The organism is Microbacterium foliorum (assembly GCF_006385575.1).
GTDB lineage: Bacteria > Actinomycetota > Actinomycetes > Actinomycetales > Microbacteriaceae > Microbacterium > Microbacterium foliorum_B.
The window spans coordinates 1,673,060-1,699,603 of record NZ_CP041040.1 but is presented as its reverse complement, the minus strand read 5'-3'; the positions used below and the strand labels follow the sequence as shown (position 1 = coordinate 1,699,603).

The following is a 26,544-nucleotide window of genomic DNA, read 5'->3' as shown; positions in this document are numbered from 1 at the left end:
ACTCACGACGAAGGGCACCGGGATTCTCCGGTGCCCTTCGTCGTGCATGCCGTCGTCAGGCGCCGTGTGTGAGACGCCCGGACAGGAGCGTGGCCACGATGGGCATTCCCCGCAGATCGCTACCCGAGGCGACCAGCGGATCGAGTCCGCAGAGTGCGATATCGGCGGGCTCGCCCGGTCGCAACGACGTGCGCACGCTCGCCTGCAGCGCCTGCTCCCGCGTGAGCCGTTCCTCCGGATGCCACGGCTCCCGCTCGTCGTCCGTGCGAGTGACTGCTGCGGAGATGCCCTGCCACGGATCCAGCGGAGCAACGGGCGCATCCGAGCCGAAGCGCAGCTCGACTCCGGCGTCGCGCAGCGCCCCGAGCGGGTAGCCGATGGAGGTCTGACGCGCCCAGTGGTGCCCCACCAGATCACGGTCATCCAGAGCGTGCTGCGGCTGGACGCTCGCGACGACGCCGAGCCGGGCGAAGCGGGCGAGATCCGCATGCCGCACCAGCTGGGCATGCTCGATCGTTCCCACTGCCCCCGATACGGTGAAGGCGTCGAGCGCTCCCGTGACCGCGCGGTCGCCGATGGCGTGGACGGCGACTGCCAACCCCGAGCCGGTGGCGACGGTCAACAGCTCGGTGAGGTCCGCCGGGGGCACGGTGAGCACGCCGAAGTTCTCCGGGTCGCCCGGATAGGAGTGGGAGCACGCGGCCGTCCTCGTACCGAGCGAACCGTCGCTGATGATCTTCAGAGGACCTACGTGGATCAGCCCGCGGCCCGCGTCCGGAGCCCCGGGATGGTCATGGGGCTCCCCTGTCCGCAGACCGGCACGGATCGCGCGCTCGAGGTCGAAGGGATAGATCGCGAACTCGACTCGGTGCGCGGCGAACCCCGCAGCCACTCGCCGCGGCCAGGCGTCTGCGTTCCAGGCCATGTCGAAGTCCACGAGGCCGGTCACCCCGCGAGAGGCGGCGCGCTCCCCGGCCGCGCGTACCGCGATGTCGCCGCGATCAGGGTCCACCGCGTTGAGGCGGCGGGAGATCTCGAACGCCTCCTCCTCGCGCAGCATCCCGTCGTCGCCGTCGAATCCCTCGAGCCGCAGCGCCGCCGAGTTCAGCCACGTGCTGTGCACATCGGCATTGATGAGGTAGGTGGGCACCTCTCCGGTGACGCTGTCGAGCAGAGCGAGCGTGGGGCGATCCGGCCACATCGCGTCGCGGAAGCCGCTGCCCACCTTGCGTCCGTCTGGGAGGGGCGCCGCCGCAGCCATGATCGCTGCGGCCTCGGCCGCCGACGCAGCGCTCCCGAGCGTGACGCGCTCCGTCGCGAGGGCCCACTGCACCGTGTGCACGTGGTTGTCCCAGAGGCCGGGTACCGCCCAGGCGCCTCCCCCGTCGAGCACCTCTCCCCGCGACGCCAGCGCGCCCACGGGGGCGATGTCGACGATACGTCCGTCTTCGATGAAGATGTCGACCGGCTCATCGTCGACGAGGAACTCGCGCCCCGGGCCCGCCACGCGAACGCCCGTGACAGTGCCTATCCGTGCACCGACACCGATCACCGGACCGCTCCCGTGCGAGCCTGCTGAGCACGACGCATCTCGGCAGCGAGGGCGGGCTGTGCGTACGGGCCATCGCCCTCGAGTTCGGCGATGACGGTCTCCACGGTCTCCACAGGCTTGTTCTGACTGAGTTTGCGCTTGGCGACGACCCTGGTCGGGGTGAGCCTGAAGCCCACCGTCCCTCCGGCCAGCCGCGTCACGAACGCGGGGTCGTTCGGTCGTTCCCACATCCGCCGCGGCTCCGGCATCCGCCCTTCGAAGCGATCGACCAGCCGGTCGAGCACGGCGAGGTTCTCTTCGTCGCTGAGGATCTCGGGAATCCCTGCCAGATGCACGGCCGTGTAGTTCCAGGTCGGAACCGACTGCACATCGCCGTACCACCCGGGAGAGATGTAGCCGTGCGGTCCTTGGAAGACGACGAGCAGTTCCCTCTCCCCCAAGCCGTGGATCAGATCGTCGGGCCGCCCGACATGGCCCACGACCGTGAGGTCGTCGCGGTCGTCATCGAGGAGAACGACGTAGTGCGATGAGACCAGGCCGTCGGGACCGTGGCTCACGATCGTCGCCCAGGGATCGGCCTCGACGATCCGACGGATCTCGGCCACATCAGCGAGCGTGAAACTGGGGTTCTGACGCATCCCCTCAGCCTATGGCCGACGGGTCACGCCTGGCAGCGCGGGCACCAGTACAGCTTGCGCGCGCCGATCTCTTCGAGAGCGATCTCGGTGCCGCAGATGCGGCACGGCAGACCGGCGCGGTGGTAGACCCAATGCCGGTCGTCGCGGCTCGCCATCGCGGCTCGGTACGCATCGGGCGAAAGGTCGTCCATCGTCATCATCTGACCGGTCTCGACACCGATGGCGAGGAGACGCACCCAGTCGTGCCACAGGGCTCGCACGATGTCTTCCGGAACCTCGCGGCCGGGCGTATGCGGGTTCAATCGCTGCCGGAACAGCATCTCGGCCCGGTACACGTTGCCGATGCCGCTCACCACAGCCTGATCCATGAGCAGGAGCGCGATCACCGTCTGCTTCTTGCGGACCGCCTCGACGAAGCGCTCCTCGTTCTGCACGGGATCCCCCACGAGCGGATCGGGGCCGAGCTTCGCCACGCTGGCGAGCATCTCCTCGGGAGTCTGCAGAACGCAGGCAGTGGGACCACGCAGATCTGCGGCGGTGATGTCGGTCATCAGACGCAGCCGGACCTGGCCGACGACCGGCGGCGGCCATTCGAACCCCTCGTCAGCGAGGCCCTTCGTCTGCTCGGACATGCGGACATGCACGCGGGTGCGTCGGGGCGCGCCGATGGAGGCGAGCGAGTTCTCTCCCGCATCGTCGAGGATCTCCTCGTCGACCACCGTGCCGCGCTGGTTGGTCTGCCCCATGCGGCCGTTCGCCGATGCGATGGTGGGGTCGACGAGGATGTCACCGGCGAAGTCCCATGCGCCGTAGAGTCCGAGATGCACTCGCAGCCAGACATCGCCCTCGGCCTCGAGGAACATCTGCTTCCCCACCGCCTGCACGCTGATCGCCTCGCGTCCGTTCAGAACAGCCGCCCCCTCGGCGAATCGCCCCTGTGGGCTCGAGGCGAACATCGTCTTGCCGACGAAGTTCCGGTCGAACTGGCGAGCGATGCGATGGACGGAGTGACCCTCGGGCATGTCAGGCCCGCGGATCCGGAAGCAGCGAGCCGTCACGCTCGAAGTCCGCGATCTGACCGATGCGGCGGACGTGACGCTCGTCGTGCGAGAACGGGGTCGCGATGAAGGTGTCGATGAATGAGGTGACCTCGTCGAAAGAGTGCTGACGTGCACCGATCGAGATCACGTTGGCATCGTTGTGCTCGCGGGCGAGCTCGGCGGTCGACGTGTTCCACACCAGTGCGGCGCGGACGCCCTCGACCTTGTTCGCGGCGATCTGCTCGCCGTTGCCCGAGCCGCCGAACACCACGCCCAGCGTCTCGATCCCGGCCGCCTGATCGGCCACGACAGCCTGCGCGGCGCGGATGCAGAACGCGGGGTAGTCGTCGAGCGCGTCGTACTCGACCGGTCCGTGGTCGACGACCTCGTGACCTGCGGCGCGCAGATGATCCTGCAGCTGCGTCGAGAAGTCGAGACCGGCGTGATCGGTGGCGATATGGATGCGCATGGCATCCATCCTAGAAGCGACGAGGGTCAGCGGATGCTCACGGGGCCACGCCGGAAGCAGCCGGCTTGAATCCCGCCCGGACGTTCTCGCAGCAGCCGGGGCGGCACACGTCGAACGCACCGGGCAGAGACGTCACGTGGGGGCGATCCTCGTTGGGACGACCCTCCAGGCGCTCGATGATCAGGTCGACGATGCCGCTGACGAACGACGGAGCGACCCCGGGCGTCGGAGTGCGCGTGAAGGCGAGCCCCGCCTCCTCTGCGGCTTCCGCGGCCTCGGTGTCGAGGTCCCAGAGCACCTCCATGTGATCGCTCATGAAACCGACGGGCACCACGGCCACGGCCTTCCGACCGCGCTCGGGGAGCTCGCCGATGACGTCGCACACATCCGGCTCGAGCCACGGCTGCGAGGCGGGGCCCGAACGAGACTGGTAGACCAGCTCCCACGAGACGTCGGCCGCTGCGGGGATGCTCTCGCGGACGCGATCCATCACCCATGCGGCGACGGCGAGATGCTGCGCCGCATACGCACCACCCTCGCCCCAGTCGATGTCGCGCGCGCCCGAGCGCTCGGCATCCGCGGTCGGGATGCTGTGCGTCGAGAACAGGATCTGGATCTCGGCGGGGGCGATGCCCTGATCGAGGAAGGTCTCCACGGCCTCGCGAACGCCGGTCTCGAACGACTCGACGAACCCGGGGTGGTCATAGAACGGACGGATCTTGTCGATCGTCACCGTCTCGCCGAGTTTCGTCTCCTCCAGCACTCGCGCGAAGTCCTCGCGGTACTGCCGGCAGCTCGAGAAGGAGCTGTAGGCGCTCGTGGCGAACGCGAGAAGCGTCGTCTTGCCGTCGGCTGCGGCTTCGGTGACGACCTCTTCGAGGTACGGGCTCCAGTTGCGGTTGCCCCAGTACACCGGAAGATCGATGCCGCGGCGGGCGAGCTCGGCCTCGAGCGCCTCCTTGAGGATGCGGTTCTGTCCGTTGATCGGGCTCACACCGCCGAAGTGGCGGTAGTGGTGCGCGACCTCTTCGAGACGCTCATCCGGGATGCCGCGGCCCCTCGTGACATTGCGGAGGAACGGGATGACGTCCTCCTGTCCTTCAGGGCCACCGAACCCGGCGAGCAGGATGCCGTCATAGGCCACCGGGGTGGTCATATACGGCGCGCCGGAGGCAGCAGCATCGGAAGCAAAGAGGACGGTGTTCGGCTCGATCGCGGTCACCCGTCCATTCTTTCATCTCCTGAACGTGAGTCAGGCCGCCGTGCTGGCGTAGGCTGTCATGGTTGCCGTGGGCGCCAACTGCGCTGGGTTGCGGCAGCATCCCCTCACCCCTGGGAGTACAGCTGTGCCTGGAGAGAACCTCACCCGCATCGAAGCGCAGGAGCGCCGCGACATCATCGACACCCAGTCGTACGAAGTCTCGCTCGACCTGACGAAGGGTGCGGAGGTCTTCGGCTCCCGCAGCGTCGTCCGCTTCACCGCGACGCCGGAGAGCCTCACCTTCATCGACCTGATCGCGCGTGACGTGCGCGAGATCTCGTTGAACGGAGAGCAGCTCGACCCCGATGAGGTCTTCGCCGACTCGCGCATCGCGCTGGCGGGCCTGCAGGCCGAGAACGTCCTCGTCGTCGATGCCGACTGCGAGTACACCAACACCGGCGAGGGACTGCACCGCTTCGTCGATCCTGTCGACGGCGAGGTCTACCTCTATTCGCAGTTCGAGGTTCCCGACTCGCGTCGCGTGTTCGCCGTGTTCGAGCAGCCCGATCTGAAGGCCACCTTCCAGTTCACGGTGACGGCGCCAGCATCCTGGAAGGTCGTCTCGAACTCCCCCACGCCCGAGCCCATCGTCCACGACGACGACACGGTCGCGACCTGGGGCTTCGAGCCCACGCCTCGCATCTCCTCGTACATCACTGCACTGGTCGCAGGCCCTTACGAGGCGACGTTCTCCGAGCTCACCAGCGCCTCCGGCCGCGTGATCCCCCTCGGCGTGTACGGCCGCAAGAGCCTGTGGCAGCACCTCGACGCCGACTACATCTTCGACAAGACACGCGAGGGCTTCGCCTACTTCGAGTCGAAGTTCGGCGTGCCCTACCCCTTCGCGAAGTACGATCAGCTCTTCGTCCCCGAGTTCAACGCCGGTGCCATGGAGAACGCGGGAGCGGTCACCTTCACCGAGACCTACGTGTTCCGCAGCAAGGTCACCGACGCCGTCAAGGAGCGCCGCGTCGTCACGATCCTGCACGAGCTCGCGCACATGTGGTTCGGCGATCTCGTGACCATGAAGTGGTGGAACGACCTGTGGTTGAACGAGTCGTTCGCCGAGTGGGCGTCGACGATCGCGACCGCCGAGGCCACCGAGTGGACCGAGGCGTGGACGACCTTCAACGCGATGGAGAAGACCTGGGCCTACCGCCAGGATCAGCTGCCTTCGACCCACCCCATCGTCGCCGAGATCAACGACCTCGAAGACGTGCAGGTGAACTTCGACGGCATCACCTACGCGAAGGGCGGCTCGGTCCTCAAGCAGCTCGCCGCGTGGGTCGGCATCGAGGCGTTCTTCGCCGGTGTCTCGCAGTACTTCCAGAAGCACTCCTGGGGCAACACCGAGCTCAGCGACCTCCTGGTCGAGCTCGAGGCCACCAGCGGGCGCGATCTGAGCACCTGGTCGAAGAAGTGGCTCGAGACCGCTGGCGTGAACACGCTGGAGCCGGTGATCGCCGACGACTCCGACGGCACGATCACGCGATTCGCCGTGACGCAGACCGCTCCGGCCGACTACCCGACCATCCGTCCCCACCGGCTCGGCATCGGCTTCTACAACCTCCAGGACGGGGCACTCGTACGCTCGCACTACGCCGAGGTCGACGTCGACGGCGACCGCACGGAGGTCCCCGAGCTGCACGGCCTCAAGCGCCCCGACCTCGTGCTCCTCAACGACAACGACCTCGCCTACGCGAAGATCCGACTCGACGAGCGCTCCCTCGCCACCGCGATCGCCCACCTCGCGGACATCAGCGACCCCCTCGCGCGCTCCCTCGTCTGGGGCGCGGCATGGGATCAGACCCGCGACGCCGAGACTGCGGCCTCCGACTACATAGACCTGGTGTTGGGCAATATCGGCCGCGAGACGGAGTCGACTACGGTCCGCACCACGCTCGCGCAGCTGCGCAGCGCCGCCACGCTCTACGTCGCGCCGGAAGCTCGCCTCGCCGCCCGCCAGAAGGTCGCAGACGGACTGTGGGCGCTCGCCGAGGCAGCCGAGTCAGGCAGCGACAGCCAGCTGCAGTTCGTCACGGCCTTCGCGAACGCGCTCGTGACGCCCGAGCATGCAGGTATCGTCGGGCGTCTGCGCTCCGGCGAGGAGACGCTTCCGGGTCTCGAGATCGACGCGGACCTCAGCTGGCAGCTGCTCGTCGGACTCGCCACGATCGGTGCGACGGATGCTGCATCCATCGACGCAGCGCTCTCATCGGACAACACGTCGAAGGGCGGCGAGTTCGCCGCGCAGGCACGCGCTGCACTGCCCGACTCCGCCTCGAAGAAGGCGGCCTGGGCATCGCTGATCGAGCGTGACGACGCTCCGAACACGATCGTGCGATCTGCCGCGCTCGGCTTCGTGCACCCGGCGGGTGCCGAGGCGCTTCGCGAGTTCGTGCCCGCGTACTTCGACATGCTGGTGCCGATCTGGGAGTCACGCAGCTACCAGATCGCCCAGTATCTGATCGTCGGCCTGTTCCCCACCGCCATCGCGGATGTCGAACTGCGCGACGCGACGCGTGCCTGGCTGTCCGCCAACCAGGACGCGGCGCCGGCGCTGCGCCGACTCGTGCTGGAGAACCTCGCCGACGTCGAGCGCTCGCTCGCTGCGCAGTCCCGCGACGCGGAGGACTGAGCCCGTTTCTTCCATCAGGCCTCTGCGCGGTGCATCCAGCCCGCGCAGAGGCCTGATCGCTACTCTGGAGGGGATGATTCAGCCATTCGAAACGAACCCTGACCCCGCGGAGACCACTCTCCCCGGCTGGTGGACGGACGCCGTCACGGTGCTCCGCGATGTGGGCCTGCAGGCGCTCGGCGTCGCCGCGATCATCGCCGGCTGCATCGTGATCGCTCTCGTCCTTCGCGTGGTCATCCGCAGGATCGTGCACCGCATCGTCGACAGCGCCAAGAACAAGGCGTCGGTCGACGACACGCAGGCGCTCGAGCGATCCCCTCTCGCCGACATGCGCCTCGTTCAGCGCACGCGAACCCTCGGGACGATCCTGCAGAACATCGTCAACGTGATGCTGGTGGTGATCGCCATCGTATTGGTGGTCAACCACCTGGCTCCGACGCTGCTCGGGTCTCTGACACTCCTCACCGCGGCGGTCGGCGCCGGTCTCGGTTTCGGAGCCCAGAACATCGTCAAGGACGTGCTCAACGGCATGTTCATCGTGGCGGAGGATCAGATCGGAATCGGCGACGTCGTGGATCTGGGTCTCGCCTCGGGTGTGGTGGAGTACGTGAGTGTGCGCATCACGCAGGTGCGCGACGTGAACGGCACCCTCTGGTACGTCCGCAACGGCGAGGTGCTTCGCATCGGAAACATGTCGCAGGGCTGGGCCCGGGCGATCATCGATCTTGGGGTGCCGGTCGACTCCGACCTCGAGAAGGTCGAGAAGACGATGCTCGACACCGCCCTCGCGCTTTCGAAAGACCCGAAGTGGCGTACCCGCATCATCGAGAAGCCCGAGCTGTGGGGTCTCGAGTCGATCGACGGCGACGCCCTGGTCGTTCGTCTCGTCATCAAGGCTCGCGCCAACGCCAAGGACGACGTCGCCCAGGAGCTCCGCAAGCGCCTGCGATCGGCCATGCTCGAGAACGATGTCATGCTCCCGAGCATGACGACCGTGGTACCCACCGGCCTCGACGGGGCGCGCCGGGTGCGGGGCGCGAATCCCCCCAAGACCCGTCCGAACGCCGTCACCGGCGTTCCGGTCATTCCGGATCGTGGAATCTGGCGGCGCAAGAAGACCAACGATGACGGGAGCTCCCAGAAGTGACGTTCTACGACGAGGTCGGCGGTCGCGACACCTTCGCGAAGATCGTGTCGGTCTTCTACCGCGAGGTCGCACTCGACCCGGTCCTGAAGCCGATGTACCCCGAGGAGGATCTCGGCCCCGCCGAGGAGCGACTGCTGATGTTCCTCGAGCAGTACTGGGGCGGCCCCACGACCTACGGAGAGACGCGCGGGCACCCACGCCTGCGTATGCGTCATATGCCGTTCCACGTCGACCCCGACGCTCGTGACCGGTGGCTGCGACACATGCGAACCGCCCTGGACGAGGCGCAGTTGTCGCCACTCCACGAATCGACGCTGTGGGACTACCTCGAACGCGCCGCGTATGCCATGGTGAACACATTCGAGCCGTCCGGCATCGGCACACCCTCAGCCGGGCGCCCCACGCTCGAGACGCGATCACGTCAGGAATCAACGGAGAGCACATGACGAACAAGCCCCTGTCTGCAGACGTACTGGTCATCGGATGGGGGCTCGCCGGTCTCGTCGCAGCGGGTGAGGCACTGGAGGCCGGTCGCCGTGTGATCCTGGTCGACCAGGAACCGCGCACGAACCTCGGCGGGCAGGCGTGGTGGTCGTTCGGTGGCCTGTTCCTCATCGACTCCCCTGAGCAGAGGCGGATGGGCATTCGCGATTCGCTCGCCCTCGCCACGCAGGACTGGTTCGGGACCGCTTCGTTCGACCGCCCTGAGGACCACTGGCCGCGCCGATGGGCAGAGGCCTATCTGCAGTTCGCCGCCGGAGAGAAGCGTTCGTGGTTGCGCGAACGCGGAGTGGGTTTCTTCCCGGTGGTGGGCTGGGCCGAACGAGGAGGCTACGGGGCACTCGGTCCCGGCAACTCGGTCCCTCGATTCCACATCACGTGGGGCACCGGACCCGGCGTCGTCGCACCGTTCGCCGCCGCGGTCGAGCAGGGCGAGCGCGAGGGTCGGATCACGATCCTCCCCCGCCACCGCGTGACAGAGCTCATCACCGCCGACGGAGCGGTCACCGGCGCACGCGGGGCGATCTTGGAGTCGAGTCCTGCCGCTCGCGGGGTCGAGTCGTCGCGACACGCGATCGGTGACTTCGAGATCAACGCCGGCGCCACGATCGTCTCGTCTGGCGGCATCGGGGGAAATCACGACCTCGTACGCGCCGCATGGCCCGCCAGCCTCGGCGTTCCTCCCGAGCACATGCTGACCGGGGTGCCCGCATACGTGGACGGATCGATGCACGCCGTCTCGGAGTCGGCCGGTGCGCGTCTCATCAACGGCGACCGCATGTGGCACTACGTCGAGGGCATCACGAACTGGGATCCGGTGTGGCCGTCGCACGGCATCCGCATCCTCCCGGGCCCGTCATCGCTCTGGCTGGACGCGACAGGCAAGAGACTGCCCGTGCCGCTCTTCCCGGGCTTCGACACGTTGGGCACACTCGCCCACCTCCGCAGCACCGGCCACGACCACTCGTGGTTCGTCACCTCTCGCAAGATCGTCGAGAAGGAGTTCGCCCTCTCCGGAAGCGAACAGAACCCCGATCTCACCGGCAAGGATGTCGGGCTCCTCGTGAAGTCCCGACTCGCCAAGGGACCGACGGGGCCAGTGCAGGCGTTCCTCGACGAGGGCGACGACTTCATCGTCGAGAACGACCTCGAATCGCTGCTCGAGCAGATGCAGCGGCACCCCGGCGGGGAATCCCTCGACATCGATCACGTGCGACGGGAGGTCGTGGCGCGTGACCTCGAGATGGAGAACGAGTTCACGAAGGACGCCCAGATCGGCATGCTGCGTTCGATGCGCGGATACCGCGGCGACAAACTGATCCGCACCGCATCTCCGCACCGGCTGCAGGACCCCGCAGCGGGTCCGCTTGTCGCGGTCAAGCTGCACGTGCTCACGAGGAAATCTCTCGGCGGCATCAACACCGACCTCGACGGCCGCGCGCTCGGAGCCGACGGTGAGCCGATTCCGGGTCTGTATGCCGCAGGTGAAGCGAGCGGCTTCGGAGGCGGTGGCGTGCACGGCTACCGGGCGCTCGAAGGCACGTTCCTCGGCGGGTGCCTGTTCTCGGGGCGTCAGGCCGGGCGCGCCGCGGCTCGGTGAGCTCGCGCTCCCGCTACTGCGTGGAGCCCGTGCCTCTGACCGCGGTGAGCCCCGTGGCTACGGGTCCGCGAGCGAGCACGTGACCCCGCCGGAAAGCGAGTCGAGTCCACCGGCCCGACTGCATCACCGGAACGTCCTCCTCGCCGGAGATGAAGCCGAAGGCGTCGGCCGCGAACGCGACTCCGCGCGGCAGGCCACCGAGATCGTCGTCGGGCTCACCCCAGATGGCTGCGCGGAGGGCCCTGACGGCTTCCTCCCCCGATCCGGGCGTCGCGCCACGCGCGACGGCGCTGATCCCCCACTGCGCGCGCCGAGCGATGACGGACGCTGCCAGGGTCGAAGTCGGCTGCCATTGGCCGCGGGGCGGGGCGACGCCGGCCCACGCGGGTGAGAGTCCCGTCTCAGGCAGGGTCAGCGCGCGCTCGTCGTCGGTCGCCGTGAGGGACGACACGACGACATCGCATTCGAGCTCAGGGTCTGCCTGCACGACGCGCATCGCCAGCACTGTCGGAGTCTGATCGAACAGACCGTGGGGCGCTAGAGCGGCTCCTGTGAGCGCGAGAACACCTCGCGCGGCCTGCAGCCGGACCCCTTCATCGGAGATGCGGGTGGCTCGCCCGAGGAAGGTCAGAACGTCCTTCGCGGTCTCGGCGTCTGCAAGAAGAAGCTGGTGGGGCACACCCTCTAAACTAGCAACGCCAGCGGCATCCGCAGTCGCGGAAAGGAAGTCATGACCGCCGACGCCCACGCGATTCGCACCGTCGACCAGCTCCTCGACGTGCTGGACCTCGATTCGACTCAGGCCCGCACCACCGAGGACATCTTCATCGGCTCTTCTCACCCGATGCCCTCAGGGCGGATCTACGGTGGCCAGGTGCTGGCGCAGAGCCTCCTCGCCGCGGAACGGACGCTCCCGGAGGATCGCGCAGTGCATTCCATGCACGGGTACTTTCTGCGGCCCGGAGACGCGAGCCAGGGCATCACGATCGCCGTCGACCGCATCCACGACGGTCGGTCTTTCTCCACTCGTCGTTCGCAGGCGTATCAGAACGGTGTGCCGATCTTCTCCATGATCGCCTCCTTCCAGGACGACGATCCGGGCATCGAGCACGCAGCTCCCATGCCCGAAGGAATTCCCGGTCCGGACTCTCTGCTGCCTGACGAGCAGCGCGTCGACGGGCTGCCGTCCGGCGTGGTTCGGATGCTCAGCGATCGAGCTGCTGACGTGCGCCACATCGACTCACCGATGTTCCTGCCGAGCGACGATTCCCGCGTGCCTCAACAGGGCGTCTGGATGCGCATGAAGGCGCCCCTTCCCGACGACCAGCGCATTCACCGGGCGGCTCTCGCGTATCTGAGCGATATGACGATCCAGGAGTCCATCCTGCGCGCCCATGGCGTGTACTGGGGGCTTCCCGGGTTGAAGGTGGCGAGTCTCGACCATGCGATGTGGTGGCACCGACCTGCACGCGTCGACGAGTGGCTGCTCTACCTGCAGGAATCGCCCAACGCTCGCGGCGGCCGCGGTCTCGCGCAGGGACGCATCTACACGCAGGCGGGCGACCTGGTCGCCTCCGTGGCACAGGAGATCATGGTCCGGGTGCCGACCCCGGCGTGACGTACGCCCGCAGGTCAGCGGTGGGCGTACTCGATGGAGGGGCCGACGTACGGCTCCCACGCGTCGCGCATCTCGGGCGTGAGACGGGTGGGCCGGCCCGTCTTGGCGTCCACGAGCACGATGATCGCGGTCGACCGCGCATAGATCGTGCGAGGCTCGGCCGCGGGGTCGTTGTGCACCTCGTAGCAGACCTCGACACTGGAGCCGCCGAGCTTGCCGAACCACATCTGCACTTCGAGCGGTCGCCGCTGATACGGCACGGGAGCGAGGTACTCGATCTCCTGCCGGGCGATGAGCGTCAGCGTGCCCTCGTCGATGCCTGAGTCGAGCACGGCCGTCGAGGGCGCCTGCTCACCGGGGCCCGCACGCCAGAACGCGCGCACGCGCGCCTCCTCGAGAAGCTTCAGCATCGAGGTGTTGTTGACGTGATTGAATGCGTCCAGATCGCCCCAGCGGAGGTGGATCGGGATGTGCAGCCGGGGCCCCGGCGTCAGGTCGGACATCGAGCGATCAGTCGCGCGTGAGCTTGCGGTGCGTCGACCGGTGCGGCTTGGCCGCGTCGGCTCCGAGACGCTGGATCTTGTTCTCCTCGTAAGCCTCGAAGTTGCCCTCGAACCAGTACCACTGAGCGGGCTTCTCGTCTGTGCCCTCGTAGGCGAGGATGTGGGTCGCGATGCGGTCGAGGAACCACCGGTCGTGGGTGATGACCACGGCGCAGCCGGGGAACTCGAGAAGCGCGTTCTCGAGCGAACCGAGCGTCTCGACGTCCAGGTCGTTGGTGGGCTCGTCGAGGAGAAGCAGGTTGCCACCCTCCTTGAGCGTGAGGGCCAGGTTCAGACGGTTGCGCTCACCACCGGAGAGCACACCTGCCTTCTTCTGCTGGTCCGGACCCTTGAACCCGAACTTAGAGACGTACGCACGCGAGGGGATCTCGGTCTTGCCCACGGTGATGACGTCGAGTCCGTCGGAGACGACCTCCCACAGCGTCTTGTCGGGGTCGATGTTCGAGCGTGACTGGTCGACGTAGCTGATCTTGACCGTTTCGCCGATCTTGAGGTCACCGCCGTCGAGAGGCTCCAGACCCACGATCGTCTTGAACAGGGTCGTCTTACCGACACCGTTGGGTCCGATAACCCCGACGATCCCGTTCGGCGGCAGGTTGAAGCTGAGCCCATCGATGAGCACCCGGCCGTCGAAGCCCTTCTGAAGCTTCTTCGCATCGATCACGATGCTTCCGAGGCGCGGTCCGGCGGGAATCGAGATCTCCTCGAAGTCCAGCTTCCTGGTCCGCTCGGCCTCCGTCGCCATCTCCTCGTACCGCGCGAGTCGAGCCTTCGACTTGGTCTGACGGCCCTTCGCGCTGGACCTGACCCACTCCAGCTCCTCCTTGAGGCGCTTGGCGAGCTTCGCGTCCTTCTTGCCCTGGATCTCGAGGCGTTCGCCCTTCTTCTCCAGGTAGGTCGAGTAGTTGCCCTCGTAGCCGATCAGGCGGCCACGGTCGACCTCGGCGATCCACTCGGCGACGTGGTCGAGGAAGTACCGGTCGTGAGTGATGGCGATGACGGCACCCTTGTAGGCCTGAAGGTGCTGCTCCAGCCAGAGCACGCTCTCCGCGTCGAGGTGGTTGGTCGGCTCGTCGAGCAGCAGCAGATCGGGCTTCTGCAGGAGAAGCTTCGCGAGCGCGACGCGGCGCTTCTCACCGCCGGAGAGCGGGGCGATCGCCGCGTCGCCTGGCGGCGTGCGCAGGGCATCCATGGCCTGTTCGAGCTGCGAGTCGAGGTCCCAGCCGTCTGCGGCGTCGATCTCCTCCTGCAGGGTGCCCATCTCGGCGAGAAGCGAGTCGAAGTCGGCATCGGGATCTGCCATCAGCATGGAGATCTCGTTGAACCGGTCGACCTTGGCCTTGATGGCAATGCCGTCCTGGATGTTCTCGATCACCGTCTTGGTCTCGTCGAGCTCGGGCTCCTGCATCAGGATTCCGACCGAGAAACCGGGAGACAGCTTCGCCTCACCGTTCGACGGCGTGTCCATCCCGGCCATGATCTTGAGGATCGTCGACTTACCGGCGCCGTTCGGACCCACCATGCCGATCTTGGCACCGGGGAGGAACGCCATCGTGACGTCATCGAGGATGAGCTTGTCGCCCACCGCCTTGCGCGCACGAACCATCGAGTAGATGTACTCAGCCACCGAAAACCGCTCCTTCTGTTGGCGTCGAAGATCGACACTCCAGCCTACCGGCGATCGCGGCAGGCGCTACCGAACGCCGGTGCGACCTCTGAGACACGGGTGAGGGAGTCGCGACCCGCGGCCGGGACGCGGCGTGTCACCAGTCGATCGCTCGCGTCGCCCCGACGAGACAACGGCCCTCGGCCAGCTGTGGCATCACGACCGTGACGGGTTCGCCCGTCGACGGACCCACCTGACCGATGAGGCACTCGGTGTCTCCCCAGCGCACGGCGAACATCAGGCTCTCAACAGGGTTCCCTACAGTCGTGACGTCCTGGGTCACCTGCATGGCTGCGCGGTCGAACCCGGCGACCGTCAACGCGTCGATGTATGCGCGGCCTGAGGCCCGCTGGTCGGACGCCCAGACGCTACCGGTCACGGCCGCGAAGAGCGGCAGGTTGTCGTCTGCACTGCCGTCTGCGACGTACACGGGAACCGACGGAGACGCCGACGGGCTGGGGCTCACACCGGCGTCGGTGGGCTCCGGCGTGGGCGGAGTGGTCGGCCCGCACGAGGTCAACAGCAGCACCAGCGTCGTGGCGACACCGGTCGCGATCGCCGCACGCGATGCGGAGGAGTCCGGTCGTCGAAGCACGAACTGAGTCTAAGGGCCTCCTCCCCCGCACGCGCCCGAGCGCTCCCGAGTGCCATGTGCGCCCGCGTCGTTCGGTCGCGGGACTCAGAGAGACCGCGTCCCTGCGGCAGACGAATCCGCGAAGTCGTCTTCGGCACCGGCGAGCCCGCCGTCCCGCGCTGCCCACGACGTGTCGATGTCCGCCACGTCGTCACCCGAGAGCGAAGGCTGCCCGCTGTCGTCGTGCGGATCCGATGCAGCAGCGCTTCTGGGCGAGGCATCGACGGCCGATCGTGCACTCCGTCGATACGCCGTCGTCCCCCACCGGAGGTCGTGGCCGATCGCATCGGCGTCGATGTCGACGCTCGTGCCCTGCTTGCCGTTGTTCTCCCAGGCGCGGATCTTCATCCTGCCCGTCACGATCACGCTGTCACCCGACCGCAGCGAGACCTTCGCGTGTTCCGCCAACTGACGGAAGGCCGCCACCGAGTACCAGTTCGTCGTCACGTCGACCCACGTCTGCGTCGCACCGTCGAATCGTCGATGCGTGCTCGCGAGTCGGAAGTTCGTGACGGGGATTCCACTGGTCGTTCGCCCCTGAGTCGGATCGGTGGCGACGTTGCCGACGATGGTCACTGTGTCATGCATGTTCTCTCCTCTGTGCCCGGAGCGTGCGTCCGGATCACCTCAGAGTGCGCCATGCCGACTCCTCGACGATGCCGGGAACACGGACATCCTGAGCAACCCGGATCTGCGCCCGGATGTGCAGGAGAACTGCGTTCGCGGGCATCCTCCCCCTGGCGCGCAATGTCGGTGGTCGGTCATATGTTCGAACCATGAAAGGAGATTCGATGTCTGCAACCCTGATCACGTCCGTACCCGAGGTCCCCTACGCGACACCGCAGCTGTCGACCAAGAAGGAGCACCTCGTGCGCGCATCTGCCCACCTGTGGCGGGTTCAAGACGCGAGAGCGAGGGTCCTCGGCCATCTGCGCCTCATCCCGGATCCGCTCGGGGTTCGCTACCGGGCGGAGCGCCTGCACCTCGCGACGGCATCGTTCCGACTCGTCGGCGACTTCTGGAGCGCAGATGACGCGGTCGCCGCACTGCGCAACGGATGAGCGCGCCGCCCGGTTCAGGTGATGGTGCCCCCGGCAGGATTCGAACCTGCGACCAAGAGATTAGAAGGCTCCTGCTCTATCCCCTGAGCTACGGAGGCGCACAGATCTACCGTACCGCGCCCAACTCGGATGTCAGAGCCGTCGATAGGATGGCGAGATGGTATCTGCCTCAGAAAACGACCGCCTCGTCTGGATCGATTGCGAGATGACCGGCCTCGATCTGGCCGTCGACGAACTCGTCGAGATCGCCGTCGTCGTCACCGACTTCGAACTCCGTCCGGTCGACCCGGGCTTCCAGATCGTGATCCGCCCGAGCGACGCAGCCCTCGAGAACATGAATGACTTCGTGACCAAGATGCACGAGACGTCAGGGCTGATCACCGAGATCCCTCACGGTGTATCTCTGGCGGAGGCCGAGGCGCAGACCCTCGCGTACATCAAGCAGTTCGCTCCCGTCGAACGCAAGGCTCCGCTCGCTGGCAACACCATCGGCACAGACCGGATGTTCCTGGCCAAGTACATGAGTCAGGTCGACCAGTGGCTCCACTATCGCAACGTCGACGTCTCGAGCATCAAAGAGCTGTCGCGGCGGTGGTACCCCCGTGTCTTCTTCCAGGCACCCGCGAAAGACGGCGGACACCGCGCCCTCGCCGACATTCTCGAGTCCATCCGCGAGCTGCGGTACTACCGCGAGGCGGTCTTCGTCGACGAGCCCGGACCCTCGAGTGATGATGCTCGCGACATCGCCGCACGCACCGTGTCAGAGTTCACTCCGAACATGTAATAGACTCGTCTGGTTGCCGATCACGATCGGCACATGGTGGGTATAGCTCAGCTGGTAGAGCGCTGGCTTGTGGTGCCGGATGTCGCGGGTTCGAGTCCCGTTACTCACCCCACACAGAGAAGGTCCGAGTCGAAAGACTCGGACCTTCTTCAATTCCCGTCCGCTTCGCGCACTCGACCTGACGCCGGTGATCGAGGCAGGGTGAGCCACCCGTAGGATTGCGGAGTGTCGCTCGCAGTGTGGTTCTCGCTTCTGACCGCCTGCGTGGTGATCAGCTTCACGCCGGGGGCCGGCGCCATCAACACGATGTCGAACGCCCTGAGCCAGGGCTGGCGTCGTTCGATCTGGGGAATCCTCGGACAGCAGCTCGCTCTCATCGTGCACGTCGTCATCGTCGCGGCGGGACTGGGGCTCGTCGTGTCGCAGTCCGAGGTGCTGTTCAACGTGATCCGGTACGCCGGCGCGGCGTACCTGGTCTTCCTCGGGATACGTCTCATCCTCACGAGACCGATGCTCCCCGCCGATGACGACGGGCCGACCATCGACCTCTACGAGGGGCACTGGTCGATGATCAGGCGGGGGTTCTGGGTGAACCTCCTCAACCCGAAGGCGATCGTCTTCTTTCTCGCCTTCATCCCGCAGTTCATCCGTCTGGATGAACCGCAGCTCCCGCAGTACCTCACTCTCATCGGCACGGTCCTCATCGTCGACATCGTGGTGATGTGGGGATTCTTCGCGACCGCCGCGCGTCCGTTCCGCCGGCTCACACGATCGGCAAGCGGGCAGCGGACCCTCAACAGCGTCTTCGGGATCCTCTTCATCGCCGTCGCTGGTCTCCTCGTCTTCCTGCATTGAGGCAACGCTCCCCCACCCGGCAATAGGCTGGACCTGATGGAAATGGATGCCGCAAACTTCGAAGAACTAGTGATCGACGAGCTCGATCGGCTGCCCGACGAGATGGTCGACGGGCTGGAGAATGTGGTGTTCGTCGTCGAGGACCGCCCTGAGGACGGAAGCCTCGACCTGCTCGGGCTCTACGACGGGCTGGCGCTGACCGAACGCACGCAATACGGCTCCGGCGAACTCCCCGACCGGATCGTCGTCTACCGCGAGCCTCACTTGGCTGCATGCGAGACCGACGACGAGCTGCGCGACGAGATACACACGACCCTGGTGCACGAGATCGCGCACTTCTACGGCATCGACGACGAGCAGCTCCACACGCTGGGGTGGGCATGAGCCCCCTCGCGACGCCCGATATCGAAGAGCTCGTGGATCTCGCGGCAGCTCCGCTCGAACCGTGGGAGGTCGTCGTGTGGAACGACCCTGTCAACCTCATGAGCTACGTCGTGCGAGTGTTCCGAACCTACTTCGGTTACTCGCTGGAGCGCGCGACGGTGCTCATGCGCCAGGTCCACCACGACGGCCAGGCCATCGTGGCGACGGGGCCGCGCGAGACGATGGAGGTGCACGCCCAGGCGATGCACGACTACGGCCTGTGGGCGACTGTCCGAAAGGCCGCGAGATGAGCGAACCGGTGGTACGGATCCGCATGGCTCGGGTCGAGGGCGCGCAGCTCGCGCAGCTGGTCGACGACTTCCGCGAACTCGTCGGCGCGAACCGCGAGATCGACGATCCCGCGATCGCCCGGCTGCTTCCCGATCCCTACCCCGACGACGAGGACTCCTCGCGCGCCTTCCGCGATGCGACAGGAGATGACCTTCTCGATCGACGCGCTCTGGACGCGGACATCGTCCGCAGCGCACTCGCAGGCATGCGCGGTGACCTCGGCGAGATGACGCAGAGCGACGCCTTCACGGAGCACGACCTCGACATACCCGCGTCGGACATCGACGCGTGGATGCGCACGCTCACCGCGCTTCGGCTCGTGATCGCCGACCGCCTCGGCATCGAGAGCGATGATGACCACGATCCCGACGACCCGAGGTTCGGAGTCTACGACTGGCTCGGGTACCGACTCGAGCTCACCATCGAAGCCGCCGACGAACTCCTCTAGAGCTACGGAACCTCGATGACCCTGGTCGCGAGAGCACGAGGATCATCGCGCACGATGTGATCGGCCTCCTGCTGCGCCCAGCGTTCCCAGTGAGGACGGTACGTCTCTCCATCGCGCGCCAGCGCTCGCGCCTTGCGACCGGACTCCGCGGACTCGACCCAGACTCGGACATCCGCGATCGCAGCGGTCGCAGGCGTGAGGATCCCACTCCCCTCGATCAACACTCCGAGCGCAGGGTCCACCGCGTGAGTCTCAGCCTCGGTGCCGTTCTCCCAGTCCCATCGTCGCCACTCGCCGAGATATCCTCGGCCGTGCGGGCGGAGGATGCCGTCCAGTGCACGCTCGGATCCCTCTCTGAGCCCGTCCCATCCCGGATAGATCGAGTCCAGTGCGACGAGCTGCACCCGACCCGCGATCGGCCAGCGCTCGACGAGCATGCGTGCGAGAGTCGTCTTCCCCGCCCCGCTGCGACCGTCGATCAGGACGACCGGGTTCGCCGCCGCGAGCATGTGGATGTCGTCGACGATCAGAGTCGCGGCGCGCTCGAGGGCGGCAGCGACCGGGTCGTCACTTCTTGAGGGCACGGATGATGCGAGAGAACGCGCGCCCGGTCACCCAGACGAACGGCACAGCCACGACGAGCAGCGTCACGATGTTGGGCTCGAACCGGAGTCCCTCCTCGCGGCGCACGTAGACGCCGACCGGCACCGACACGCCGCCTCCGCCACCGCCCTCGGCGCCGTCACCGCTTCCTCCGCCGAAGCCTGAGTAAGTGAACGCCACCGGAGTGATGCTCACGCCGTCGACATCCTGCGGCTCGCCGTACGCGCTCTTCACGCCGAACGAGGCGGCCTGCTTTCCGAGTTCCAGTGCAATGTTGGGCATGTCTCCACGCTAGCCCAGGAATCGATCGCGAGAAGGGTCAATCCAGCCCGTGCGCCCGCGGATGCTGCGCGGCACCACGCCCGTCGCTGCGACCGATGTGTCTCGCGCGGCTGATCGTGGCCGTGCCGAATCGTGCGACGGCGTCGTCGACCGCGCCCTCGACCCGCCGCCAGTCCTCGTCGTCATCCCAGAGGCCGAAGCCACCGCCTCCGGCCGGCCGCAGCTTCTCAGCGCGCACCCCGACCAGACGCACGGGGTCCCTTCGCTCGATCTGGTCGAAGAGCGCCTGGGCGGCCTCGCCGATTCGCTGGCCGACCGCGGTGGGTTCCGAGAGCGTCTGTGAGCGGCTGAGGGTGCGGAAGTCATCGAACCTGATCTTGATCGCGACCGTCGACGTCTCCCATTCGGCTCTCCGCAGGCGTGCTGCGACTCGGTCGGCGAGGCGCAGGAGCTCTGCTCTCAGGAAGGTTCTGTCGGAGATGTCTGTCTCGAACGTCTCCTCGTGCCCGACGCTCTTCTCCACACGCTCGGTCTCGACTGTGCGGGGGTCCTCCCCGCGAGCGAGTTCCGCCAGACGCGCGCTCAGCGCCGGGCCGACTGCGCGGTCGAGCATCGCCTGAGACGAGGTGCGGATATCGCGCACCGTGCGGATTCCTCGGCCCTCCAACGCCTCGGCCGCCTTCGGCCCCACGCCCCACATGGCGCGCACCGGCCGCGGATCCAAGAAGTCCTGAGTATCGGCTGCCGCGATGACGAGCATCCCATCGGGCTTCGAGATCGTCGAGGCCATCTTCGCCACATGCTTCGTCGCAGCGACTCCGACGCTGCAGGTGATGCCCACTTCGTCTTTGACGCGCTCTCGAACGAGGTGCGCGATGCGCGCAGGGCTGCCCCAGAGCCTCCGGACACCTCGCACGTCGAGAAAAGCCTCGTCGACCGACAGTGGCTCGACCATTGGGGTGAACGACTCGAAGATCGCCATCACCTGACGCGAGACCGCCTGATATCGATGGAAGTGCGGAGGAACGATGCGTGCTGACGGGCAGAGGCGCAGCGCCTGTGACACAGGCATCGCCGCACGCACGCCGTAGCGGCGCGCTTCGTAGGAGGCGCTGGACACGACCGATCGGCCATCGGGAGACCCGATGATCAGCGGAAGGCCGCTCAGACTCGGATCGTCGAGCACCTCTACCGCCGCATAGAACGCGTCCATGTCGACGTGGAGGATGCTCGTTCCGGTGTCGTCGGCATCGGCAGACGACACGATGCGCCCTCTGCCGTCACCGTGTCCCATGAGACCATTCTCCCCCGGACCACAGACATGAGGTCCGGGGGATCCGGTTACTGCGCAGCGCGCTCGAGGACGAGTTCGCGGACTCGGGCCGCGTCCGCCTGGCCCTTCATCGCCTTCATCACGGCGCCGATCACGGCGCCAGCCGCTTGGACCTTGCCGTCCTTGATCTTGGCGAGCACGTCGGGCTGGGCTGCCAGGGCCTCGTCGATGGCTGCGATCAGCGCGCCGTCGTCCGAGACGACAGCGAGTCCGCGGCTGTCGACGACCTCCTGCGGCGTTCCCTCGCCGGCGATGACTCCCTCGAGCACCTGGCGAGCCAGCTTGTCGGTGAGAGTCCCCGCGTCGACGAGCTTCTGCAGCGCCGCGACGTTCTCAGGGGAGATCAGCTCCGTGGCGTCCTTCTCCTGCGTGTTCGCGAGTCGGCTGATCTCGCCCGTCCACCACTTGCGTGCAGTGGCAGGGGTCGCCCCGGCTGCGATCGTCGCCTCGACGACCTCCAGCAGACCGCCGTTGCGCACGTCCTGGAACTCCAGATCGGTGAAACCCCACTCGGCCATCAGCCGGCGCCGACGGGCCACAGGCTGTTCGGGCAGCTGCGCTCGGAGCTCTTCGATCAGCTCTGCAGCAGGCTCCACGGGAAGCAGATCGGGCTCGGGGAAGTACCGGTAGTCATCGGCATCCGACTTGGGACGACCGGGCGAGGTCGTGCCGGTGTCCTCGTGCCAGTGCCGGGTCTCCTGCGTGATAGTGCCGCCGTCGGCGAGGATCTGCGCCTGACGCTGGATCTCGTAGCGCACGGCGCGCTCGACCGAGCGCATCGAGTTGACGTTCTTCGTCTCGGTGCGCGTGCCGAGCTTCTCCTGGCCGCGGGGGCGCAGCGAGATGTTGGCGTCGCAGCGGAGGTTGCCGCGCTCCAGGCGGGCCTCCGAGATCCCGAGGCTTCGGACGATGTCACGAATGGTCGCGACGTAGGCTTTGGCCACCTCGGGTGCGCGGTGCTCGGTGCCGAAGATGACCTTCGTGACGATCTCGACGAGCGGGACGCCTGCGCGGTTGTAGTCGACGAGCGAGTACTCGGCGCCCTGGATGCGTCCGGTGGCGCCTCCCATGTGGGTGAGCTTGCCGGCGTCCTCTTCCATGTGCGCGCGCTCGATCGGGATCTGCACGATGGTTCCGTCTTCGAGCTCGACCTCGACCTCGCCCTCGAACGCGATCGGCTCGTCGTACTGCGAGATCTGGTAGTTCTTGCCGAGGTCCGGGTAGAAGTAGTTCTTCCGCGCGAAGCGGCTCGACGGTGCGATCGAGCAGCCCAGTGCGAGACCGAGGCTGATCGACGAGCGGATCGCGGTCTCGTTCACGACAGGCAGCGAACCGGGCAGACCGAGGTCGACCGGCGCGATCAGCGTGTTCGGCTCAGCCGCGTGGTAGGCCTCGTTCGCCGGGTTCGGCGCGTCGGAGAACATCTTCGTGTTGGTGTTCAGCTCGACGTGCACCTCGAACCCGAGAACGGGCTCGAACAGCTCCAGCGCCTTATCGAAGTCCATGAGCTTGGCGGTGGCCATCAGCGGGTCCCTCCCACGAGCTGGGGTGCACGCGTGAGGAGCGGTGCTCCCCACGAATCGACGAGAAGCGTCTCGACTGCTGCGCCTACCTTGTAGAGTCGCGCGTCCTCCCGCGCCGGCGCGATGAACTGGATGCCGACGGGCAGGCCGTCCTCTGCCGCGAGGCCGCTGGGAATCGAGATCCCCGGGACGCCGGCGAGGTTCACCGGGATCGTCGTGATGTCGTTGAGGTACATCTGCAGCGGATCGTCGATCTTCTCGCCGATCTTGAACGCGGTCGTCGGAGCCGATGGCGTCGCGATGATGTCGACATCGGCGAAGGCGTTCGCGAAGTCCTGCTGGATGAGCGTGCGGACCTTCTGGGCGCTGCCGTAGTAGGCGTCGTAGTATCCGGCCGACAGGGCATAGGTGCCGAGGATGATGCGTCGCTTCACCTCGTCGCCGAAGCCGGCATCGCGCGTCGCGGACATGACGTCCTCGACCGTCGGGTTGCCGTCGGGGGTGACTCGCAGGCCGAAGCGCACGGAGTCGAACTTCGCGAGGTTGCTGGACGCCTCGGCGGGGAGGATCAGGTAATACGCGGCCACGCCGTACTCGAAGTGGGGTGCACCGATCTCGACGATCTCGGCACCCTGAGCCTCCATCAGCGCGAGCGCGCTGCGGAACGAGTCAGCGACGCCGGGCTGGAAGCCGCTGTCGGGCAGCTCGCGGATCACGCCGACTTTGAGCCCCTTGAGCACATCTCCGCGTGCGCCCTCACGAGCGGCATCCGCGAACGAAGGCCACTCGTCGCGCAGGGAGGTGGAGTCCTTCGGGTCGTGACCGCCGATCGCGTCATGCAGCAGACCTGCGTCGAGCACCGTGCGCGTCACGGGTCCGACCTGGTCGAGGCTGGAGGCGAGCGCGATCGCGCCGTAGCGGCTGACGCCGCCGTAGGTGGGCTTGACGCCGACCGTGCCGGTCACGTGCGCGGGCTGACGGATGGATCCACCGGTGTCGGAACCGAGCGCCAGCGGAGCCTCGAAAGCGGCGACAGCCGCAGCCGATCCACCGCCGGAGCCTCCGGGGATGCGCTCGAGGTCCCAGGGGTTGCGGGTGGGTCCGTAAGCGGAGTGCTCGGTGGACGACCCCATGGCGAACTCATCCATGTTGGTCTTGCCGAGCGGGATGAGTCCCGCGGCACGCGAACGAGCGACGACGGTCGCATCGTACGGCGAGCGGTAGCCCTCGAGGATCCGCGAACCGCTCGTGGTCGGCTGGTCGGTGGTGACCAGCACGTCCTTGATCGCGAGCGGCACACCGGCGATGGGGCCGAGCTGCTCACCCGCCGCCCGCCGGGCGTCGACGGCCGCTGCGGCATCGAGCGCGCCCTCGTTCACGTGCAGGAACGCGTGGACATCGCCGTCGACGGCGGCGATGCGGTCGAGGTGCGCGCGCGTCGCCTCGACGCTGGAGATCTCACGACTGGCGAGCTTGTCCGCAAGCTCGGCTGCGGTCATCCGGATGATGTCGCTCACTGTTCTTCTCCCAGGATCGCGGTGACGCGGAACCGGCCGTCGGCCTGGTCCGGCGCGTTCTGGAGCACCTGTTCGTGCGTGAGCGTCTCGCCCACCACATCGGGGCGGTAGACGTTGCTCAGCGGGATCGGATGACTCGTCGCGGCGACGTCGGGGCTTGCGACCTCCGACACCTTCGCGATGTTGTCGACGATGGCATCGAGCTGGCCCGTCAGTCGGGTCACCTCGTCGTCGTTGAGCTGGATGCGCGCGAGCACGCCGAGATGGCGCACAAGATCAGGGGTGATTTCAGACACGCCCCAAGTCTAGTTGCCGTGCCCGTCGTCTCCCCGCAGTCGAGCGGGGCCGGTCCTATGCTGGGCAGGTGAGCTCGTACCAGCCTCCCCGCCCATGGATCGCCAGCTACGCGGACGGCGTCCCCGACGACCTCGCCCCCGTCTCGGGATCGCTGGTCGACATCGTCGCAGCATCGGCTCGTGACTATCCGGACGCCCCCGCGCTGCAGTTCTTCGGCCGCGAGACGACCTACGCACAGCTGCAGGATGCGATCGACCGCGCCGCCGAGGGTCTGCGCGACCTGGGAGTGCGCGCCGGGGATCCGGTGGCGATCGTCCTGCCGAACTGTCCGCAGCACATAGTCGCGTTCTACGCCGTGCTCCGTCTGGGCGCGGTGGTGGTCGAACACAACCCGCTCTACACGCCGCGCGAGCTGCGGAAGCAGTTCGAGGACCACGGTGCGAAGCACGCGATCGTCTGGAACAAGGTCGTCGCGACGGTGCAGGATTTCCCTGCTGATCTCGCGGTGACGAATCTCGTCTCCGTGGACGTCACCCGGGCGATGCCCCTTCTGACCCGTGTGGCGCTGCGACTGCCGGTGGCCAAAGCACGTGAGTCACGCGCAGCGCTCACCGAGCGCGTCCGTGGCACCGCGACCTGGGACTCACTCGTGCGGTCGTCACCCATTCCGGCGACGCACCCGAAGCCGGCCACCGGCGATCTGGCGATCATCCAGTACACGTCGGGCACCACGGGCACCCCCAAGGGCGCGGCGCTCACCCACGGGAACCTCCTCGCGAACGCCGCCCAGTCGCAGGCCTGGGTGCCGTCGATCCAGCGCGGCAAAGGCTGCGTCGTGTATGCAGTGCTGCCGATGTTCCACGCCTACGGCCTCACTCTGTGTCTGACCTTCGCGATGTCGATGGGTGCACGACTCGTGCTGTTCCCGAAGTTCGATCCGGACCTCGTGCTCGATGTGATGAAGAAGCACCCCGCGACATTCCTTCCGCTCGTGCCCCCGATCGCGGATCGGCTGCTCACTGCGGCGAATGCCAAGGGCGTGTCGCTCGACGGCATCGAGGTCGCGATCTCCGGTGCGATGGCGCTGCCGCACGAGCTGGTGGTCCCGTTCGAGGCTGCGACTCATGGCTTCCTCGTCGAAGGCTACGGGCTCAGCGAGTGCTCCCCCGTCCTGATGGCGAATCCGGTCGCGGACAACCGCGTACCCGGCACCGTCGGGCTTCCGTTGCCCGGCACCGAGTGCCGCGTGGTCGATCCCGAGAACCCGACCGTCGATGTCGCACCCGGTGCGGCGGGCGAGCTCCTGGTGCGCGGTCCGCAGGTGTTCTCGGGGTACTACGGCAAACCGGAAGAGACCGAGGCCGTCTTCGTCGATGACTGGTTCCGCACCGGAGACATCGTGACGGTGGACGACGCGGGGTTCATCAGAATCGTCGACCGCATCAAGGAGCTCATCATCACCGGCGGCTTCAACGTCGCGCCGACCGAGGTGGAGAACGCGCTGCGACAGCACCCTCAGGTCTCGGATGCCGCGGTGGTGGGCCTGCCGAGCGACCACTCCGGCGAGGAGGTCGTCGCCGCGATCGTCGTCGACGCGGGAGCGGACGTGGACGTGGAGGCGATCCGCGAGCACGCGCGCAGCATCCTCACCCCCTACAAGGTGCCCCGCCGTGTCTTCGTCGTGGACGAACTGCCGAAGTCCCTGATCGGAAAAGTCCTTCGGCGGCAGGTGAAGGAGAAGCTCCTGGCGCTGACCTCCGGGTCCTGAGGGCGCCCTCACAGGCGTGGAAACCGGGGACG

28 protein-coding genes and 2 tRNA genes are annotated in these 26,544 nt (G+C 67.1%); 13 read left to right on the top strand and 17 right to left on the bottom strand.

The genetic code is table 11. The annotated features are described in order from the left end of the window. Positions 1-55: 55 nt before the first annotated feature. Genes FIV50_RS08160 through FIV50_RS08140 form a run of 5 tightly spaced genes read right to left on the bottom strand, consistent with a single transcriptional unit; the run spans position 56 to position 4,921 of the window. Positions 56-1,507 carry an amidohydrolase gene (locus FIV50_RS08160; protein ID WP_258184478.1) on the bottom strand — a complete coding sequence of 484 codons (1,452 nt, stop codon included), beginning with the start codon at positions 1,505-1,507 and terminating at the stop codon, positions 56-58. Between the two features lie 41 nt (positions 1,508-1,548). After that, positions 1,549-2,190, bottom strand: coding sequence for an FMN-binding negative transcriptional regulator (locus tag FIV50_RS08155; RefSeq protein ID WP_140037006.1), 642 nt, complete (start codon positions 2,188-2,190; stop codon positions 1,549-1,551). 23 nt (positions 2,191-2,213) lie between these two features. Continuing rightward, positions 2,214-3,212 (bottom strand): Fpg/Nei family DNA glycosylase, encoded by a 999-nt coding sequence (locus FIV50_RS08150; RefSeq protein WP_140038687.1) that lies wholly within the window; start codon positions 3,210-3,212, stop codon positions 2,214-2,216. Between the two features lies 1 nt (position 3,213). Continuing rightward, positions 3,214-3,699 (bottom strand): ribose-5-phosphate isomerase, encoded by a 486-nt coding sequence (locus FIV50_RS08145; RefSeq protein WP_140037005.1) that lies wholly within the window; start codon positions 3,697-3,699, stop codon positions 3,214-3,216. A 37-nt stretch (positions 3,700-3,736) separates the two neighbouring features. Next, entirely contained in the window at positions 3,737-4,921 is a 1,185-nt protein-coding gene (locus tag FIV50_RS08140) for a ferrochelatase (RefSeq protein ID WP_258184477.1), read from the bottom strand. A 124-nt stretch (positions 4,922-5,045) separates the two neighbouring features. On the opposite strand from FIV50_RS08140, the gene pepN reads away from it, so the two are divergent. From pepN to FIV50_RS08120, 4 genes are all read left to right on the top strand, one after another. Continuing rightward, positions 5,046-7,598 carry an aminopeptidase N gene (pepN, locus tag FIV50_RS08135; RefSeq protein ID WP_140037004.1) on the top strand — a complete coding sequence of 851 codons (2,553 nt, stop codon included), beginning with the start codon at positions 5,046-5,048 and terminating at the stop codon, positions 7,596-7,598. Positions 7,599-7,671: 73 nt separating this feature from the next. Continuing rightward, positions 7,672-8,745 (top strand): mechanosensitive ion channel family protein, encoded by a 1,074-nt coding sequence (locus tag FIV50_RS08130; protein ID WP_140037003.1) that lies wholly within the window; start codon positions 7,672-7,674, stop codon positions 8,743-8,745. Further along, the gene (locus FIV50_RS08125; RefSeq protein ID WP_140037002.1) at positions 8,742-9,191 is read left to right on the top strand and encodes a globin; all 450 of its coding nucleotides are present in this window, start codon (positions 8,742-8,744) and stop codon (positions 9,189-9,191) included. The genes FIV50_RS08130 and FIV50_RS08125 overlap by 4 nt, the downstream gene beginning before the upstream one ends. Next, positions 9,188-10,846, top strand: a complete 1,659-nt coding sequence (locus FIV50_RS08120) for an FAD-binding dehydrogenase (protein ID WP_140037001.1) — start codon at positions 9,188-9,190, stop codon at positions 10,844-10,846. Before FIV50_RS08125 ends, FIV50_RS08120 begins: the two co-directional genes overlap by 4 nt. Positions 10,847-10,859: 13 nt before the next feature. Here FIV50_RS08120 and FIV50_RS08115 read toward each other — a convergent pair whose 3' ends face one another. After that, positions 10,860-11,525, bottom strand: coding sequence for a hypothetical protein (locus FIV50_RS08115; protein WP_140037000.1), 666 nt, complete (start codon positions 11,523-11,525; stop codon positions 10,860-10,862). A gap of 51 nt (positions 11,526-11,576) precedes the next feature. On the opposite strand from FIV50_RS08115, the gene FIV50_RS08110 reads away from it, so the two are divergent. Beyond that, entirely contained in the window at positions 11,577-12,464 is an 888-nt protein-coding gene (locus FIV50_RS08110) for an acyl-CoA thioesterase (protein ID WP_140036999.1), read from the top strand. Positions 12,465-12,478: 14 nt separating this feature from the next. Here FIV50_RS08110 and FIV50_RS08105 read toward each other — a convergent pair whose 3' ends face one another. The 4 genes from FIV50_RS08105 to FIV50_RS08090 form a co-directional block, all read right to left on the bottom strand. After that, complete coding sequence (locus FIV50_RS08105) at positions 12,479-12,967, bottom strand: acyl-CoA thioesterase (protein WP_140036998.1); 489 nt, start codon at positions 12,965-12,967, stop codon at positions 12,479-12,481. Between the two features lie 7 nt (positions 12,968-12,974). Beyond that, positions 12,975-14,654: an energy-dependent translational throttle protein EttA gene (gene ettA, locus FIV50_RS08100; RefSeq protein WP_140036997.1), complete on the bottom strand. Its 1,680-nt coding sequence runs from the start codon at positions 14,652-14,654 to the stop codon at positions 12,975-12,977. Positions 14,655-14,790: 136 nt separating this feature from the next. Beyond that, positions 14,791-15,288: a DUF6993 domain-containing protein gene (locus tag FIV50_RS17655; RefSeq protein WP_181164363.1), complete on the bottom strand. Its 498-nt coding sequence runs from the start codon at positions 15,286-15,288 to the stop codon at positions 14,791-14,793. An 84-nt stretch (positions 15,289-15,372) separates the two neighbouring features. Continuing rightward, positions 15,373-15,915: a single-stranded DNA-binding protein gene (locus FIV50_RS08090; protein WP_140036996.1), complete on the bottom strand. Its 543-nt coding sequence runs from the start codon at positions 15,913-15,915 to the stop codon at positions 15,373-15,375. 203 nt (positions 15,916-16,118) lie between these two features. Here FIV50_RS08090 and FIV50_RS08085 point away from each other — a divergent pair, with 203 nt between their 5' ends. Next, entirely contained in the window at positions 16,119-16,388 is a 270-nt protein-coding gene (locus tag FIV50_RS08085; protein ID WP_140036995.1) for a hypothetical protein, read from the top strand. 22 nt (positions 16,389-16,410) lie between these two features. On the opposite strand, the gene FIV50_RS08080 is transcribed toward FIV50_RS08085, so the two are convergent. Then, positions 16,411-16,486: transfer RNA gene (locus tag FIV50_RS08080), tRNA-Arg, on the bottom strand. 59 nt (positions 16,487-16,545) lie between these two features. Here FIV50_RS08080 and orn point away from each other — a divergent pair. The 6 genes from orn to FIV50_RS08050 all read left to right on the top strand — a co-directional run bounded on the left by orn (position 16,546) and on the right by FIV50_RS08050 (position 19,189). Continuing rightward, entirely contained in the window at positions 16,546-17,172 is a 627-nt protein-coding gene (gene orn, locus FIV50_RS08075) for an oligoribonuclease (RefSeq protein WP_140036994.1), read from the top strand. Positions 17,173-17,208: 36 nt separating this feature from the next. Then, positions 17,209-17,284, top strand: a tRNA-His gene (locus tag FIV50_RS08070). A 113-nt stretch (positions 17,285-17,397) separates the two neighbouring features. After that, positions 17,398-18,027 (top strand): LysE family transporter, encoded by a 630-nt coding sequence (locus FIV50_RS08065; RefSeq protein WP_140036993.1) that lies wholly within the window; start codon positions 17,398-17,400, stop codon positions 18,025-18,027. Positions 18,028-18,063: 36 nt separating this feature from the next. Next, entirely contained in the window at positions 18,064-18,411 is a 348-nt protein-coding gene (locus FIV50_RS08060; protein WP_140036992.1) for a metallopeptidase family protein, read from the top strand. Continuing rightward, on the top strand, positions 18,408-18,701 hold the full coding sequence (gene clpS, locus FIV50_RS08055; RefSeq protein WP_140036991.1) for an ATP-dependent Clp protease adapter ClpS: 294 nt from the start codon (positions 18,408-18,410) through the stop codon (positions 18,699-18,701). Before FIV50_RS08060 ends, clpS begins: the two co-directional genes overlap by 4 nt. Then, positions 18,698-19,189, top strand: coding sequence for a DUF2017 family protein (locus tag FIV50_RS08050; RefSeq protein ID WP_140036990.1), 492 nt, complete (start codon positions 18,698-18,700; stop codon positions 19,187-19,189). The genes clpS and FIV50_RS08050 overlap by 4 nt, the downstream gene beginning before the upstream one ends. Positions 19,190-19,191: 2 nt before the next feature. On the opposite strand, the gene FIV50_RS08045 is transcribed toward FIV50_RS08050, so the two are convergent. Genes FIV50_RS08045 through gatC form a run of 6 tightly spaced genes read right to left on the bottom strand, consistent with a single transcriptional unit; the run spans position 19,192 to position 24,743 of the window. Further along, positions 19,192-19,773 (bottom strand): hypothetical protein, encoded by a 582-nt coding sequence (locus FIV50_RS08045; RefSeq protein ID WP_140036989.1) that lies wholly within the window; start codon positions 19,771-19,773, stop codon positions 19,192-19,194. Further along, positions 19,757-20,074: a hypothetical protein gene (locus tag FIV50_RS08040; RefSeq protein ID WP_140036988.1), complete on the bottom strand. Its 318-nt coding sequence runs from the start codon at positions 20,072-20,074 to the stop codon at positions 19,757-19,759. The genes FIV50_RS08045 and FIV50_RS08040 overlap by 17 nt, the downstream gene beginning before the upstream one ends. 37 nt (positions 20,075-20,111) lie before the next feature. Further along, positions 20,112-21,368, bottom strand: a complete 1,257-nt coding sequence (dinB, locus tag FIV50_RS08035; RefSeq protein ID WP_140036987.1) for a DNA polymerase IV — start codon at positions 21,366-21,368, stop codon at positions 20,112-20,114. A gap of 47 nt (positions 21,369-21,415) precedes the next feature. Further along, positions 21,416-22,930, bottom strand: coding sequence for an Asp-tRNA(Asn)/Glu-tRNA(Gln) amidotransferase subunit GatB (gene gatB, locus FIV50_RS08030; protein ID WP_140036986.1), 1,515 nt, complete (start codon positions 22,928-22,930; stop codon positions 21,416-21,418). Beyond that, complete coding sequence (gatA, locus tag FIV50_RS08025; RefSeq protein WP_140036985.1) at positions 22,930-24,447, bottom strand: Asp-tRNA(Asn)/Glu-tRNA(Gln) amidotransferase subunit GatA; 1,518 nt, start codon at positions 24,445-24,447, stop codon at positions 22,930-22,932. The genes gatB and gatA overlap by 1 nt, the downstream gene beginning before the upstream one ends. Continuing rightward, entirely contained in the window at positions 24,444-24,743 is a 300-nt protein-coding gene (gene gatC / locus FIV50_RS08020; protein WP_042536743.1) for an Asp-tRNA(Asn)/Glu-tRNA(Gln) amidotransferase subunit GatC, read from the bottom strand. Before gatC ends, gatA begins: the two co-directional genes overlap by 4 nt. A 68-nt stretch (positions 24,744-24,811) precedes the next feature. Here gatC and FIV50_RS08015 point away from each other — a divergent pair, with 68 nt between their 5' ends. Beyond that, positions 24,812-26,512 carry a long-chain-fatty-acid--CoA ligase gene (locus FIV50_RS08015; RefSeq protein ID WP_140036984.1) on the top strand — a complete coding sequence of 567 codons (1,701 nt, stop codon included), beginning with the start codon at positions 24,812-24,814 and terminating at the stop codon, positions 26,510-26,512. The last annotated feature ends 32 nt before the right edge of the window (positions 26,513-26,544 follow it).